This window comes from Rugamonas brunnea (genome assembly GCF_014042345.1).
GTDB classification, from domain to species: Bacteria; Pseudomonadota; Gammaproteobacteria; order Burkholderiales; family Burkholderiaceae_D; genus Rugamonas; species Rugamonas brunnea.
The window spans coordinates 80006-95173 of sequence record NZ_JACEZT010000003.1 but is presented as its reverse complement, the minus strand read 5'-3'; the positions used below and the strand labels follow the sequence as shown (position 1 = coordinate 95173).

The following is a 15168-nucleotide window of genomic DNA, read 5'->3' as shown; positions in this document are numbered from 1 at the left end:
CCGGTCTATAATCAAAACGAAAGATTTTGCGGCTTCACATGAAAAAGTTTCATATATAGACCATGCTCGAAATTCGCCACCTCCGAACCCTGAGCGCGCTGCGCTCCGCAGGCAGCCTGGTGCGTGCGGCCCAGCTGCTGAACCTCACGCAATCGGCCCTGTCGCACCAAATCAAGCTGCTGGAGGACCGCTACGGCGGTCCCTTGTTCGAACGCAAGTCGGTGCCCATCGGTTTCACGGCCACCGGTTCGCGCCTGCTCAAGCTGGCTGATCTGCTGCTGCCGGAAATTGAACAGGCCGAGCGCGACGTGGCCCGGCTGTCGCAGGGCGACCAGGGCCAGCTGCGCGTGGCGCTGGAATGCCACACCTGTTTCGACTGGCTGATGCCGGTGATGGATGAGTTCCGCCAGCGCTGGCCGGACGTGGAGATCGACCTGGTGTCGGGCTTCCACAGCGAGCCGGCCGAGCTGCTGCGCAGCGGCGCGGCCGACCTCGTGATCGGTTCCGACTACAGCAGCGAGTTCGCCACCTTCCCCCTGTTCCGCTTTGAGATCCTGGTGGTAATGGCGCAGAAGCACCGCTTGCAGGGCGCGCGCCGGCTGGCCGCCGCCGATTTCGAGGGCGAGACCCTGATCACCTATCCCGTGCCCGAGGAGCGTATCGACCTGATCCGCGAAGTGCTGCGCCCGGCCGGCATCCATTTCGAGCGCCGCACGGCCGAGCTGACGGTGGCCATCCTGCAACTGGTGGCCAGCCGCCGCGGCGTGGCGGCCCTGCCCAACTGGGCCATCAAGAACTATGTCGATTACGACTATGTGATCGCCAAGCCGGTGGGCGAGCTGGGCTTGTGGAGTGATTTGTTCGTGTCCGTGCCCGAGGCGCTGCGGCAGAAAGCCTACGTGCTGGACTTCGTCAATGTGATACGGGAGCAGTGTGCGGCCAGCCTTGATGGTATCAAATTATTATCGTGACAAATTGGCATCCGTTCTTCAGAATGATTAAGTAGCTTTGATACAGATCAACGCTCACTGGCGCCCGCCGCATACGATGTGGGGCTCAGCTCAACAGTGAGAACGAAAGGTCACCATGTTTGATATTGCACAACAATGTTCCGAAGCAGGCACCACATTGATGCACGCGCAGCTGGCCGCGCTGCGCGCTTACACGCAAGCGATGCTGGACGGCGGCCTGTTGTGCGCAGAGCGCCAGGCCGATGTTTACCGCAGCACCTTAGCCACTGGCACGGTTGCTGCTAGACAGATTTTGTGGGCGCCAGTTGATTCCAAGCGCTAGAAGCGGGCGCCGCCGTTCGCACGGCCGGCGTATGATCGAAGCGCGGGCTTGTCGATATGACATGCACGAGACGCAACGACAATGCATTTTGTAATTGAGCAACCAGTTGCTTGATGGAGTCTTGAAGTTTGTGGCATAACTAAGCCGGTTCCCACCGGCGCATTGGAGAAACACATGGAAGATGTAGTTATCGTGGCCGCAGGCCGCACCGCAGTCGGCAAGTTCGGTGGCAGTCTGGCGAAAATCCCCGCCTCGGAATTGGGCGCGCACGTGATCAAGGGCTTGCTGGCCAAGACTGGCATTGCGCCAGAACTGATCAGCGAAGCCATCCTGGGACAAGTGCTGACGGCCGCCGTGGGCCAGAACCCGGCCCGTCAGGCCGTGATCAAGGCCGGCCTGCCCAACAGCGTGCCCGCCTACACCATCAACAAGGTGTGCGGCAGTGGCCTGAAGGCGACCCACCTGGCGGCCCAGGCCATCAAGTGCGGCGACGCCAGCATCATCATCGCCGGCGGCCAGGAGAACATGAGCGCTGCGCCGCACGCCATGAACGGCTCGCGCGACGGTTTCCGCATGGGCGACTTCAAGATGGTCGACACCATGATCGTGGACGGCCTGTGGGACGTCTACAACCAGTACCACATGGGCATCACGGCTGAGAACGTGGCCAAGAAATACGAGATTTCGCGCGCCGAGCAGGACGAGTTCGCGCTGCAGTCGCAACTGAAGGCGGAAGCGGCGCAAAAGGCCGGCAAGTTCAAGGATGAAATCCTGCCGCTGGAAATCGCCCAGAAGAAGGGCACCATCGTGTTCGACAACGATGAATACGTGAAACCCGGTTCCACGCTCGAATCGCTGCAGGGCCTGCGCCCCGCGTTCGCCAAGGATGGCACGGTCACGGCCGGCAACGCCTCGGGCATCAACGACGGCGCCGCCGCCGTGATCATGATGCCGGCCTCGCAAGCCAAGTCGCTGGGCCTGACCCCGCTGGCGCGCGTGAAAGCCTACGCCTCGTCCGGCATCGACCCGTCCGTGATGGGCATGGGCCCCGTGTCGGCCGCCCGCCTGTGCCTGAAAAAGGCCGGCTGGACGCCGCAGGACCTGGACCTGATGGAGATCAACGAAGCGTTCGCGGCCCAGGCCATCGCCGTCAACAAGGAGATGGGCTGGGACACCAGCAAGATCAACGTCAACGGTGGCGCCATCGCCATCGGCCACCCGATCGGCGCCTCCGGCGCCCGCATCCTGGTCACGCTGTTGCACGAGATGGTGCGGCGCGACGCCAAGAAGGGCTTGGCCTCGCTGTGCATCGGCGGCGGCATGGGCGTGGCGCTGGCGGTCGAACGCGAGTAAGCACGGTTAGCAGTAAGCAGTCAGCGGCCCGCGCGGTAGGCGGGCAACGATTTTATTGTAGTTGTTGAAAACGAGGGGACGAAAAATGGCAAGAGTTGCATTAGTAACGGGCGGCATGGGTGGTCTGGGCGAAGCAGTGTGTTTCAAGCTGGCAGCACTGGGCTACACCGTCGTGACAACGTATTCCCCTGGCAATACCAAAGTCAATGACTGGCTGGCCACCACCCGTGACCAGGGCTTCAACTTCAAGGCGTATCCATGCGACGTGGCCGATTACGATTCGGCGGCAGCGTGCGTGGCAGCCATCACCAAGGATATCGGTCCGGTGGATGTGCTGGTCAACAACGCGGGTATCACGCGCGACATGACGTTCAAGAAGATGGACAAGACCAACTGGGACGCCGTCATGGCCACCAACCTGGATTCCGTGTTCAACATGACCAAGCCGGTGTGCGATGGCATGGTGGAGCGCGGCTGGGGCCGTATCATTAACATTTCCTCCGTCAACGGCCAGAAGGGCGCGTTCGGCCAGACCAACTATGCGGCCGCCAAGGCCGGCATGCACGGCTTCACCAAGTCGCTGGCGCTGGAAGTGGCCCGCAAGGGCGTGACCGTCAACACCATCTCGCCTGGCTACATCGGCACCAAGATGGTGATGGAGATCCCGCAGGAAGTGCTGGACACCAAGATCATCCCGCAAATTCCGATGGCCCGCCTGGGCAAGCCGGAAGAAGTGGCTGGCCTGGTGGCCTACCTGTCGTCGGACGAAGCGGCTTTCGTCACCGGCGCCAACATCGCCATCAACGGCGGCCAGCACATGTCCTGATCGCGGTCGCACGCGACACCAAAAGCGCTGCCTTCGGGCAGCGCTTTTTTTATGTGCGGCGGGCTCAAGTACAATGCGGTATCACCCGTCCCGCTCATGCAAAGGAGTCGCCATGCCCGACACGTCGCCCCTGTTCCCTCCCATCACGCCGCGCCGCCAGGGCATGCTGGCCGTCGACGACCTGCACACGATTTACTGGGAGGAGGTGGGCAACCCGGATGGCATGCCGGTGATCTTCCTGCACGGCGGACCGGGCGCCGGCCTGTCGCCGCAGCACCGGCGCTTCTTCGATCCCGACCATTACCGGGTGATCCTGTTCGACCAGCGCGGCGCCGGCAAATCGACCCCGCTCGGCGAATGCCAGGCCAACACCACCCAGTTGCTGGTGGAGGACATCGAGCGCCTGCGCGAGCTGTTTGGCATCAGCCAGTGGCTGGTGTTCGGCGGCTCGTGGGGTTCCACGCTGGCGCTGGCCTACGGTCAGGCCCACCCCGAGCGCTGCCTGGGCTTCGTGTTGCGCGGCATCTTCCTGTGCACCCAGGCCGAGATCGACTGGTTCATCCACGGCGTGCAGTGGTTCTATCCCGAGCTGTACGAGGAATTCATCGCGCCGATTCCGCTGGCCGAGCGCGGCAACCTGCTGCAGGCCTATGTCGACCGCATCATGAGCGACAACCCCGACGTCTACTGGCCGGCCGTGCGCGCCTGGAGCCGCTTCGAGGGCCGGCGCGTGTTCCTGCTGCCGCAGCCGGACGAGGCTTCGTCCGACGCGCTGGACCTGGGCGTGGGCCGGCTCGAATCGCACTACATGGCCAACCTCGGTTTCTTCACGGACGACCAGCTGATCCGCGACATGGGCCGCATCGCCCACCTGCCGGCCGTGATCGTGCAGGGCCGCTACGACGTGATCTGCCCGCCGCTGTCGGCGCACCGCCTGCATGGGGCCTGGCCAGGCGCCGTGCTGAAGATGATCCCGGACGCCGGCCACGGCGCGCTGGAGCAGGGCATCGCGCGCGCGCTGGTGGCGGCCACCGAGCAGTTCCGTCGCCACGGGCGTTTTGAATAAGCGGGCCGCCTGCTACACTACGGCCTGCGCGACAACCAGCATCGAGGAACCATCATCGCTCTCATGAACATACAGATTGGCGACATCGGCCACATCATCCAGCTGTCCATCGCGCCCGTCTTCCTGCTGACGGGCGTGGGCACCTTCCTGATGGTGCTGATCAACCGCCTGGCCCGCATCATCGACCGTTCGCGGGTGCTGGAGGACCGGCTGGACGTGGGTTACAACGATACCTACCTCAATGAGCTCGACACCCTGTACCGGCGCTCGCACCTGATCAACGTGTCGATCACGCTGGCCACCTCGTGCGCCTTGCTGATCTGCCTGATCATCGCCATGTTGTTCCTGGACGATATCACCAATCTCCCGCTCGACAAGTACATCGCCGGCATGTTCGTGCTGGCCATGATGTGCCTGATCGGCAGCCTGGTGTCGTTCCTGCGCGAGATCTTTATCGCCTCGGCCGCCATGCGTTCCCACCGCCACGTGCGCCAGCCGGTAGAATAAGCCTGATCCTCCGGCGCCCCGCCGCCGCCTCTTTAGACCGAACCGAATACCATCATGCACGATTATCAACGCCCCCCCACCCTGTACCGCTACGGCGTGCGCGAAGACCTGGAGCTGGCCCTGCGCCAGGGGCAATTCGTGCTGCGTCCCGCGTCGAACTGCCTGACGCTGAGCTTTTCCCAGGTATGGGACGGCAAGCTGTTCGAGCAGTTCAACGCCGATAGCTGCCTGATCATCCACAACACGGAAGAATTCGGCGAGCGCGTGCACCGCGCCGTGCAGCGCGCGCTGCCCAGCTGGGCGGGCATCGACGGCGCCGTCGAATACGGCACCCGCGCCGCGCTGGGCGCGGCCTTCACCAAGACGGCCGCCGAGGCCGATGAGCACGAATGGCTGTTCGCGTGGCGCGCCATGCAAAGCCAGCTCAGTCTCAATCCCATCCTGATCAAGATCGGCAGCCTGGAGAATTTCGCCGAACTGCGCGACCGCGACACCTATCTGGCGTAAGGCCCGCGCGCGGCCGGCCGCCGCCATCGCACTGCCTGTTAATCGCGCTTGCTGTCGAGCCGCGTGAGCACGGCCGCCATCATGCGTTCGATGTCATGGCGGATGATCTTGGCGCCGAGGATGCCCGGCACGTAGAAGTTGGGCACCAGCCGGCCCGTGTAGATCACCTTGGTGCCACCCGTCTCGGGCACGGGCACCAGCTCCCAATGTGATTCATAGTGCTTCATGTCGCCCGAGATCAGGGCGATGTCGATAGCCGTCATCGGTTGCTCGGTGGCGCGCACGATCAGGTGGATGGACTTGGACATGAACAAAAAGCGGGCCGTGCCGAATTGTTCAACGATGACTTCATTGCCATTCCGGGCCAGCACCTTGCACGACTCCAGGTCGGGCACGAATTCGGCCATCCGTTCATAGTCGGTGAGGATGCGCCACACGGTGGCGGGCGAAGCCTGCACGGCGCCGACCGCATGTACTTCGAACAAGTGGCGCACGTCCAGTTCCACCCGGTTGACCGACACTTCCAGCTTGGGTAATTCAAGCTTTGGTGTTTGCGCCATCGCGGGGGCGGCCACACCGAGCATCAGGAACAGAAGGAATCGCATCATCTTTCCAGCGTAAGGGAAAGGGTGGCAGAATACAAGCGCGGTACGTTCTGGTTACAAATCGGGCCGGCGCGCCGGTCACCGCGCCGGTCGCGCCAAGGCGACTCGCCCAGGCGACTCGTTTAGAACCACGGGTCTAGAGAATTCGGTTTTAATGCCGCCATCACACGTCAACCACGCCTATAACGATAATGACTACTTCTAGCTACCCGCACCTGCTGGCCCCCCTCGACCTCGGCTTCACCACGCTGCGCAACCGCGTGATCATGGGCTCCATGCACACGGGGCTGGAAGACCGCTTCTTCAATTTCGGCAAGCTGGCCGCGTACTACCGCGAGCGGGCGCGCGGCGGCGTGGGCCTGATCGTCACGGGCGGTTTCTCGCCCAACCGCGCCGGCTGGCTGTTGCCGTTCGGCGGCACCGTCAACTTCAAGGCCGACGTGTTCAACCACCGCCGCCTGACGGGCGCAGTGCACGAGGAGGGCGGCAAGATCGTGATGCAGATCCTGCACGCGGGCCGCTACGGCTACCAGCCGTTCGTGGTGTCGGCCTCGGAGCAGAAGTCGCCGATCTCGCCGTTCAAGCCGCGCGCGCTGACCGAGGCCGGCATCGAGTCGACCATCCGCGACTACGTGCGCTGCGCGCGCCTGGCCAGGGACGCCGGCTACGACGGCGTGGAAGTGATGGGCAGCGAAGGCTATCTGATCAACCAGTTCCTGTGCGCGCGCACCAACCTGCGCACCGACCGCTGGGGCGGCAGCATCGAGAACCGCATGCGCTTGCCGGTGGAAATCGTCAAGCGCATCCGCGCCGAAGTGGGCAAGGACTTCATCATCATGTACCGCCACTCGCTGCTCGACCTGGTCGACGGCGGCAATACCTGGGATGACGTGGTCACCGTCGCCAAGGCCTTGCAGCATGCCGGCGTGACCATCCTGAACACCGGCTTCGGCTGGCATGAGGCGCGCGTGCCTACCATCGTCACCTCGGTGCCGCGCGCCGCGTTCTCCGGCGTGGCCGGACGTTTGCGCCGCGAACTGACGATCCCTGTGGTGGCATCCAACCGCATCAACATGCCGCACGAGGCGGAAGGCATCCTGCTGCGCGGCGAGGCCGACCTGGTATCGATGGCGCGCCCGCTCCTGGCCGACCCGCAGTTCGTCGTCAAGGCGGCCGAGGGCCGCGCCGACGAGATCAACACCTGCATCGGCTGCAACCAGGCCTGCCTCGACCACACTTTCTCCAACAAGCGCGCCAGTTGCCTGGTCAACCCGCGCGCCTGCCACGAGACGGAACTGGTGTACGCCAAAGCGGCCACCAAACGCAAGGTGGCCGTGGTGGGCGCGGGACCGGCCGGTTTGTCGGCCGCCACCGTGGCCGCCGAATGCGGCCATGACGTGACCCTGTTCGATTCGAACACCAGCATCGGCGGCCAGTTCCGCATCGCCATGCAGATTCCCGGCAAGGAGGAATTCTCCGAGACGGTGCGCTACTTCGGCCGCAAGATCGAACTGACGGGCGTCAAGCTGCGGCTCGGTGAGCGCGTCACGCGCGAGCAGCTGCTGGCCGGCGGCTATGACGACGTGGTGGTGGCCACCGGCATCAAGGTGCGCCGGCCGCCGATTCCCGGCATCGAGCACGCCAAGGTGCTGTCCTATGTGGACGTGTTGCAGAACAAGGCGCCGGTGGGCAAGCGCGTCGCCATCATCGGTGCCGGCGGCATCGGCTTCGACGTCAGCGAATACTTGCTGCACGACCCGCGCCATGCGCTGCCGCTGGCGCTGGACGTATGGGCGCGCGAGTGGGGCGTGGACCTGAAGGGCGACACCTCCGGCGGCCTGGTGCCGGCGCACGCGCCGGAGCCGGTGCGCCAGCTCTATCTGCTGCAGCGCAAGACCTCCAAGCTGGGCGCGGGCCTGGGCAAGACGTCGGGCTGGGTGCACCGCGCCACGCTGGCGCGCGCCGGGGTGGTGATGATCGCCGGGGTGCAGTACGACCGCATCGACGACCACGGCCTGCACATCACCGTGGGCGGCGAGCAGCGCCTGCTGGCGGTGGACAACGTGGTGGTGTGCGCCGGCCAGGACAGCCTGACGGAACTGATGCCGACCGAGGAGCAGGCCAAGAGCGGCCCGCGTTTCCACAAGATCGGCGGTGCCGCGCTGGCGGCCGAGCTGGACGCCAAGCGTGCCATCAAGGAAGGCGCGGAGCTGGCCGTGCGGCTCTGACGACGCGCGCTACCGTCAGCGCGGCCGCAGTTCTCTGCTGTGCCAGACGCGAACGATCAGGATGTCGCCGGTTTCCAGGATGAGGTAGCGCAGGATGTAGGCGCGCCGGCCGAATTTGGCCGGCCATTCCCGGAATTCGGCGTAGGGTGAACCCAGGTACGGGTCCTTCAACAACCGATTGGCAGCGTTGCGAATTGCGTTGACGCCGCGCCGGGCAGCAGAGGGACTGTTTGGTGCGAGGAAGTCATACAGCCGCCCCACGTCGGCCAGCGCGTCCGGATGCCAGGTTAGCGCGGGCATGCGCTTCGCTTGCCGGCCGCAAGCTCGGCCAGCCAGGCATCGGCGCGTTGGTGGGAGACGGCCGGCTCGCCATCGCGATAGGACTGGACGCGCGCGCGGTCTTGTTCCAGCAGCAGGGCTTCCGCGCACACGGTCGTCAGATAGTCATCGATCGACTGGCCATGACGACCGGCGGCGGCGATCACCGCCGCCTCCATTTCTGCCGATAGCTGGACAGTGATCATAGGGCGTCCTTACAGCTTGCGCACTACCACGCAGCCGATCGAGTAGCCGGCGCCGAACGAGCAGATCACGCCCAGCTGGCCGGCGGCCAGATCGTCCGAATACTTGTGGAAGGCGATGATGGAACCAGCCGACGAGGTGTTGGCGTAGGTGTCCAGGATCACCGGCGCTTCACCCGGTTCGGCGTCGCGGCCCAGCACCATGCGGCTGATCAGCAGGTTCATGTTCAGGTTGGCCTGGTGCAGCCAGTAGCGGCTCACCTGCGGCACTTCCAGGCCGGCGCCGGCGATGGTGGTCTTGATCATCTCGGCGGCCATCGGGCACACGTCCTTGAACACCTTGCGGCCCTGCTGGCGGAACAGCTTGTCCGGCTGGCCGATGCCCGACTCGTCGAATCGGTTCAGGAAGCCGAAGTTGTTGCGGATGTTGTTCGAGAACGCCGTCTTGAGCTGGGTTTCCAGGATTTCGAAGCGGTGCGGGCCCTGGGCCGTGTCCGCGTCCTCGATCACCATCGCCGTGCAGGCGTCGCCGAAGATGAAGTGGCTGTCGCGGTCGCGCCAGTTCAGGTGGCCGCTGGTGATTTCCGGATTGAGCACCAGCACGGCGCGCGCCTGGCCGCTCTTGATGGCCGCCACGGCCGTCTGGATGCCGAAGGTGGCCGACGAGCAGGCCACGTTCATGTCGAAGCCGTAGCCGTCGATGCCCAGCGCCTGCTGCACTTCCACTGCCATGGCCGGATAGGCGCGCTGCATATTGCTGCAGGCGACCAGCACCATGTCGATATCGGCCGGGGTGCGGCCGGCGCGGTCCAGCGCCTGGCGCGCGGCGGCCACGCAGATTTCCGCTTGCAGCGACAGTTCATCGTCGGCGCGCTCGGGGATGCGCGACACCATGCGCTCGGGATCGAGGATGCCGCTTTTTTCCATCACGAAGCGCGACTTGATGCCGGAGGCTTTTTCGATGAAGCCGACGCTGGACATTTCCAGCGCGGTCACGCTGCCGTCCGCGATGGCGGCGGCGTGGTCGGCATTGAATTTTTCGGCGTAGGCATTGAAGCAGGCGACCAGCTCCTCGTTGGAGATCGATTGCGCTGGCGTAAAGAGGCCGGTACCGCTGATGACGGCTTGTTTCATGGGTAAGCTTTCAAATATGGTAATGGGCTGGCGCCGCTAGTGAGCAAATTCTACACAATGGCGGGCCCGGTCAGCGTATTTTCTAATCGCCCGCTTGATTTTTTTGCGGGGCGCGCCTGCGCGGCCGGGGCGGCCCGGCGCGCCGCCGCTTATTTTTTGCTCAAGTCCTTCTTGGCGGCCGGGGCGGCCACCTGCACCAGCTTCGATTCCGTCTTGGCCAGCTGCACCGGCAAGCCTTTCAGGTGGTTCAACGCCTGGGCCAGCTGGAAATCGTCGCCGCTGCCATATTCGAGCGGTTTGCGTTGTTTTTCCATCGCCAGCACGCGCAGCTGCTCTTCCAGCTCGTCGCGGTTGGTCTTGGCGCCTTCCTGGTCGCGGTCGTTGGACAGGTGCTTGTCGAGGTCGGCTTCGCGCGTGCGCAGGCTGTTCAGGCCGTCGCCATCGGCGTTCTCGTCCACCAGCAGGTCGGGCGAGATGCCCTTGGCCTGGATCGAGCGGCCATTGGGGGTGTAGTAGCGGGCCGTGGTCAGCTTGACGGCAGTGTCCGGCGTGAGCTGGCGGATGGTCTGCACGGAACCCTTGCCGAAGGTCTGGGTGCCGATGATGGCGGCGCGCTTGTAGTCCTGCAGCGCGCCGGCCACGATTTCCGAGGCCGAGGCGGAACCGGTGTTGACCAGCACCACCATCGGCACCTTCTTGACGGCGTCGGGCAGCTTGGCCAGCGCGTCGCTGTCATTGCGCAGCGCGTAGTATTCGGGCCGGCCGTAGAAGATCTGCTTGGAGTCGGGCAACTGGCCGTTGGTGGAGACGATGGCCGAGTCGCGCGGCAGGAAGGCGGCGGCCACGCCGATCGCCCCTTGCAGCACGCCGCCGGGATCGTTGCGCAGGTCGAGCACCAGGCCCTTGATGTTGGGGTCTTGCTTGTACAGTTCGACAATCTTGGCGGCCAGGTCGTCGACCGTCGGTTCCTGGAACTGGGAGATGCGCAGCCAGGCGTAGCCGGGCTCGATCAGTTTGCCTTTCACGCTTTTCTGGTGGATTTCCTCGCGCGCGATGGCAAACACCAGCGGTTCCGTCTCGCCCTTGCGCAGCACGGTCAGGTTGACCTTGGTGTGCGGCTCGCCGCGCATCTTCTTCACGGAGTCGTCCAGGCTCATGCCCTTGACGGGCGTGCCGTCGAGCCGCGTGATCAGGTCGCCCGCCTTGATGCCGGCCCGGTAGGCCGGCGAATCCTCGATCGGCGAGACGATCTTGATATAGCCTTCCTCGCTCTGGCCGATCTCGATGCCGAGGCCGACGAACTTGCCTTGCGAGCCTTCACGCAGCTCGGCATAGGCTTTCTTGTCCAGGTAGGCGGAATGGGGATCGAGCGAGGCGACCATGCCGGCGATGGCTTCGGTCAGCAGTTTCTTGTCCTCGACCGGTTCCACATAGTCCGACTTGATGAGGCCGTACACATCGGCCAGCTGGCGCAATTCCTCCAGCGGCAGGGCCGGCTCCACGGGCTTTTGCGCCATCGCGGAAAACTGTAACGATACGGCGATGCCGGCGATGACACCCAGGCCTACCAGCCCGGTATTCTTGAGTTTCTTGCCCATGTTTCACCTGTCGAATCTATCCATCCGGCGTTGCGGCGGCGCGGTCGGCACCGGGGCAACGCTACGATTCAGTATAAACCTGATTTCCGGCAAACGTAGTATCCAATGCGTAATGATTTACACGTTTTTTCACTGCGGCGGTTGCAGTCACGATAGCAGCATGTACGACTGTAAATGTTGCGCCAGGCCGCAGTTTGATTGCAGCGTGTAACGGCTGGGTTGACGACGGTAAGCAATTGTAAGAATCCCTGCCTCGCCTCCGTTCGCGGCCTACACTGGACTTGTATTTCTCTCTACCCTGAAGTGGTTCTTTGCCTGCGCTCCAAGTCGCAGGCTTTTTTTTGTGCAGGCATTTTTCGTCCCGGGAGTCTTCATGCTGTCCACCTTGCTGCCTTTTCGTCCACGTCACCTGGTGGCCGCCATGCTGTTGAGCGCTGCCACCTTGCCCGTCTTTGCCCTGCCCGTGATGGAGATGCAGGCCGAGGACATGCTGCCGTTGGCCGCCGAGCTGAAGACCACGCTGAACCTGAACGCCAACCAGCAAACCCTGTGGCAGCAGACCGAAAGCAAGACCCGCGCGCTGCTGCGCGAACGCCAGGCGCGCCGCGAGCGCCTGCAGGCGGCCAGCAAGGCCGGCCTCGACGCGCCCGGTGTCGAGCTGCGCGACCTGGTCGGTGCGGTGGATGCCGAATCGGCCACCACGGCGGCCGAGGAAAAGCAGTTGCGCGAATGGTGGCTGAGCGTCAACGATGCGCTGAGTGACGCCCAGCGCCGGGTGGTCGCCAACCTGCTGGCCGAACAATTGCTGCGCATGCCAGATAACGGCGGCCACAGCGGCGGCGCCCCGCGCGCGAAGGACGAGGGTGGCGAGCGCAGCCGTGGCGGCCATCACCGGCAGGGCGGCGCAGGCATGGGCATGCCGGGCGGTTGATGTGCGCCCGTCGCGCGCCATGCGCGGGGTGTGTATCGTAAAGTAAAAAACAACTGTTGGCGCCCATCCGGGCCCGGCAGCCGGGCTAGAATGCCGGCGCGGATGGTCGTCCGCGACGAAGCTACCCCGATACTTTATGCGCAAATTGTTTCCCTATGCCTGCCTGGCCTTGCTGGGCACCGTGGCCAATACGGCCGTCCAGGCCCAGAACGCGGCCCCCCAGCCAGCCGATGCCGGCATCGCCACCCCCGCCGCTGCCAACTCCGCCAACACCACCCGGCCACCGGCCGGGCCGGACGGCCATCCCATCCAGCAAGTGACGGTCAGCGGCGGCCGCGCCAGCGACATGGACGAGCGCCGCCGCGCCACGGCCGCCAAGCAGGTCTACGGCCGCGAGGAACTGGACCGCAACGGCGACACCAGCCTGGCCGACGTGCTCAAGCGCCTGCCCGGCGTCACCATTGGCGGCCGCCCCGGCCGTGGCGGCGACATCCGCATGCGCGGCCTGGGCAGCGGCTACACGCAAGTCCTCGTCAATGGCGAACGCCCGCCGGCCGGTTTTTCCATGGACAGCCTGTCGCCCGACCAGGTGGAACGGGTGGAGATCATGCGCGGCCCGGTGGCCGAACACAGCACGCGCGCCATCGCCGGCACCATCAACATCATTCTGCGCGACGGCTACCAGCTCAAGGACAAACAGCTCAAGCTGACCGATACGGTGGAGCAGGGCCGCCACGCGCCCAACGTGTCGCTGACCGTGCCGGGCAAGGTCGGCAGCCTGACCTATCTGCTGACCGGCTCGGTGTTCGAGAACCGCCAGCACGACCACAACACCATCGCCTACCAGGATACGGACGCCGCCGGCACCGTGCTCAAGGACCAGCTGGAAACGGATGAAAGCAACCGCAAGGCGCGCGGCATCCACCTGACGCCGCGCCTGTCCTACAAGTTCGACGGCGGCGACCAGCTGAACTTCCAGCCCTTCCTGATGCACCTGCACAGCGACACCACGGCCACCAGCGTGCTCGACCAGAGCATCGGCCAGCTGCCGCCCGAGTACGCCACGGCCGCCACCCGCAGCCGTGCCGATTCCACCTTCATGCGCGGCTTCGGCAACTGGGTGCACAAGCTGGAAGGCGCGGCCAAGCTGGACGTTAAATTCGGCTTCGGCCTGGGCCACAGCAGCAGCGACGCGCTGCGCTTGCAGTACGACGGCGCCGGCCAGGAATCGAACCGCTTTACCGACAGCGACAGCACGCGCGACCGCAGCGTGAGCAGCGGCGGCAAGTACAGCACGCCGCTGGGCAAGGACCACACGCTGGCCGCCGGCTGGGACGTGGAGGCAAGCCACCGCGAGCAGACCAAGACCTCGCTCGACAAGAACGGCGTGGCCCAGTTCGACGATTCCGGCGACAACCTGAGCGCCGACACGCGCCGCTACGCCGTGTTCGCGCAGGACGAGTGGGACATCACGCCGCAATGGTCGGCCTTTGCGGGCCTGCGCTGGGAAGGCATCACCACCACCAGCCGGCGCGACAGCGGCGACGTGCACAACACCAGCAGCGTGCTCAGTCCCTTGCTGCATGGCGTGTGGCGCATCCCCGGCCACGCGCGCGACCAGGTGCGCGCCAGCCTGACCAAGAGCTACAAGGCGGCCAATGTGCAGGACCTGATCGCCTTGCCCTACCTGGCCCATCCGAACAACGCCACCCACCCGGACCGCATGGGCAATCCCGACCTCAAGCCGGAACTGGCCACGGGACTGGACCTGGCGTACGAGCACTACCTGGGCCGCAGCGGCATCGTCAGCGTCAGCGGCTTCGTGCGCGACATCGACAACCTGATCCGCCGCACGCTGGTCAGCTACGACACGCCGCAAGGGCCGCATTACGTGTCCACGCCATCGAACGTGGGCCATGCGCGCACCAGCGGCATCGAGCTGGAAGCCAAGTTCCAGCTGGTCGAGTTGTTCGACGATGCGCCGGCCGTCGATGTCCGATCGAACTACAGCCGCTTCTGGTCCAGCGTGGACGGTATCCCCGGCCCCAACAACCGGCTCGACCAGCAGGCCAAGCAGACCGCCAACCTGGGCCTGGACTACCACCTTAAGCAATGGCCGCTGACCGTGGGCGGCAGCGTCAACTGGACCCCGGCCACGGTGATCCAGACCAGCCTCACCCAGCAGGTGTCAACGGGCCGCAAGCGCGCGTTCGACGCCTACGCGCTGTGGAAGATCGACAGCCGCAACCAGTTGCGCCTCTCGGCCAGCAACCTGGCGCCGCTCGACAGCCTGAGCGGCAACGTCGTCACGGCGCGCGGCGTGACGTCCTCGGCCGACTCGGATTACCAGACTTATACGGTCTGGAGCGTGAAGCTCGAAACGAAGTTCTGATGTCGCTTGTCCGTAGGGCCAGACCCAAGCGCCAAGGCGGGGAGTCTGACCCTTTTGCGCTTTTGGCAGGGCGGGCACGGCGCGCGATTTTTGCGTGCCGTGCCCGCCAGCTCGTGCTACATTGCCGGATTCCGGGCTATCCGCCTGAACCGAACCGCGCGGCACCACCGCCATCGCTGCCCTACAAGGACTTTTCGTGAAACGACA

15 protein-coding genes are annotated in these 15168 nt (G+C 64.8%); 10 read left to right on the top strand and 5 right to left on the bottom strand.

Features of this window, described 5'->3' with window-relative positions:
* Positions 1–62 precede the first annotated feature (62 nt).
* From H3H37_RS06120 to H3H37_RS06090, 7 genes are all read left to right on the top strand, one after another.
* Positions 63–971, top strand: a complete 909-nt coding sequence (locus tag H3H37_RS06120) for a LysR family transcriptional regulator (RefSeq protein ID WP_182160768.1) — start codon at positions 63–65, stop codon at positions 969–971.
* Positions 972–1086: 115 nt separating this feature from the next.
* The gene (locus H3H37_RS06115; protein WP_182160767.1) at positions 1087–1293 is read left to right on the top strand and encodes a hypothetical protein; all 207 of its coding nucleotides are present in this window, start codon (positions 1087–1089) and stop codon (positions 1291–1293) included.
* A gap of 174 nt (positions 1294–1467) precedes the next feature.
* A complete protein-coding gene (locus H3H37_RS06110; protein WP_182160766.1) occupies positions 1468–2646 on the top strand; it encodes an acetyl-CoA C-acetyltransferase in 1179 nt (392 codons plus the stop codon).
* Between the two features lie 85 nt (positions 2647–2731).
* Positions 2732–3472, top strand: coding sequence for an acetoacetyl-CoA reductase (phbB, locus tag H3H37_RS06105; RefSeq protein ID WP_182160765.1), 741 nt, complete (start codon positions 2732–2734; stop codon positions 3470–3472).
* Positions 3473–3584: 112 nt separating this feature from the next.
* Positions 3585–4538 carry a prolyl aminopeptidase gene (gene pip, locus H3H37_RS06100; RefSeq protein WP_182160764.1) on the top strand — a complete coding sequence of 318 codons (954 nt, stop codon included), beginning with the start codon at positions 3585–3587 and terminating at the stop codon, positions 4536–4538.
* A gap of 63 nt (positions 4539–4601) precedes the next feature.
* Positions 4602–5045, top strand: coding sequence for a DUF2721 domain-containing protein (locus tag H3H37_RS06095; protein WP_182160763.1), 444 nt, complete (start codon positions 4602–4604; stop codon positions 5043–5045).
* Between the two features lie 54 nt (positions 5046–5099).
* Positions 5100–5552 carry a hypothetical protein gene (locus tag H3H37_RS06090; RefSeq protein ID WP_182160762.1) on the top strand — a complete coding sequence of 151 codons (453 nt, stop codon included), beginning with the start codon at positions 5100–5102 and terminating at the stop codon, positions 5550–5552.
* A 38-nt stretch (positions 5553–5590) separates the two neighbouring features.
* Here H3H37_RS06090 and H3H37_RS06085 read toward each other — a convergent pair whose 3' ends face one another.
* Positions 5591–6160: an SRPBCC family protein gene (locus H3H37_RS06085; RefSeq protein ID WP_311197411.1), complete on the bottom strand. Its 570-nt coding sequence runs from the start codon at positions 6158–6160 to the stop codon at positions 5591–5593.
* A 188-nt stretch (positions 6161–6348) separates the two neighbouring features.
* Here H3H37_RS06085 and H3H37_RS06080 point away from each other — a divergent pair, with 188 nt between their 5' ends.
* Positions 6349–8385 (top strand): NADPH-dependent 2,4-dienoyl-CoA reductase, encoded by a 2037-nt coding sequence (locus tag H3H37_RS06080; RefSeq protein ID WP_182160761.1) that lies wholly within the window; start codon positions 6349–6351, stop codon positions 8383–8385.
* Positions 8386–8400: 15 nt separating this feature from the next.
* Here the strand turns inward: H3H37_RS06080 and H3H37_RS06075 are convergent, their stop codons facing one another.
* From H3H37_RS06075 to H3H37_RS06060, 4 genes are all read right to left on the bottom strand, one after another.
* On the bottom strand, positions 8401–8685 hold the full coding sequence (locus tag H3H37_RS06075; RefSeq protein ID WP_182160760.1) for a type II toxin-antitoxin system RelE/ParE family toxin: 285 nt from the start codon (positions 8683–8685) through the stop codon (positions 8401–8403).
* A complete protein-coding gene (locus H3H37_RS06070; RefSeq protein WP_182160759.1) occupies positions 8673–8909 on the bottom strand; it encodes a hypothetical protein in 237 nt (78 codons plus the stop codon). The genes H3H37_RS06075 and H3H37_RS06070 overlap by 13 nt, the downstream gene beginning before the upstream one ends.
* A 9-nt stretch (positions 8910–8918) precedes the next feature.
* Positions 8919–10040, bottom strand: a complete 1122-nt coding sequence (locus H3H37_RS06065; protein ID WP_182160758.1) for a beta-ketoacyl-ACP synthase III — start codon at positions 10038–10040, stop codon at positions 8919–8921.
* A gap of 149 nt (positions 10041–10189) precedes the next feature.
* Positions 10190–11638, bottom strand: a complete 1449-nt coding sequence (locus tag H3H37_RS06060; RefSeq protein ID WP_182160757.1) for a S41 family peptidase — start codon at positions 11636–11638, stop codon at positions 10190–10192.
* Positions 11639–12011: 373 nt separating this feature from the next.
* On the opposite strand from H3H37_RS06060, the gene H3H37_RS06055 reads away from it, so the two are divergent.
* Both H3H37_RS06055 and H3H37_RS06050 read left to right on the top strand, forming a co-directional pair.
* Positions 12012–12569 carry a hypothetical protein gene (locus H3H37_RS06055; RefSeq protein ID WP_182160756.1) on the top strand — a complete coding sequence of 186 codons (558 nt, stop codon included), beginning with the start codon at positions 12012–12014 and terminating at the stop codon, positions 12567–12569.
* Positions 12570–12705: 136 nt separating this feature from the next.
* Positions 12706–14961 carry a TonB-dependent receptor plug domain-containing protein gene (locus H3H37_RS06050; protein ID WP_182160755.1) on the top strand — a complete coding sequence of 752 codons (2256 nt, stop codon included), beginning with the start codon at positions 12706–12708 and terminating at the stop codon, positions 14959–14961.
* Positions 14962–15168 lie beyond the last annotated feature (207 nt).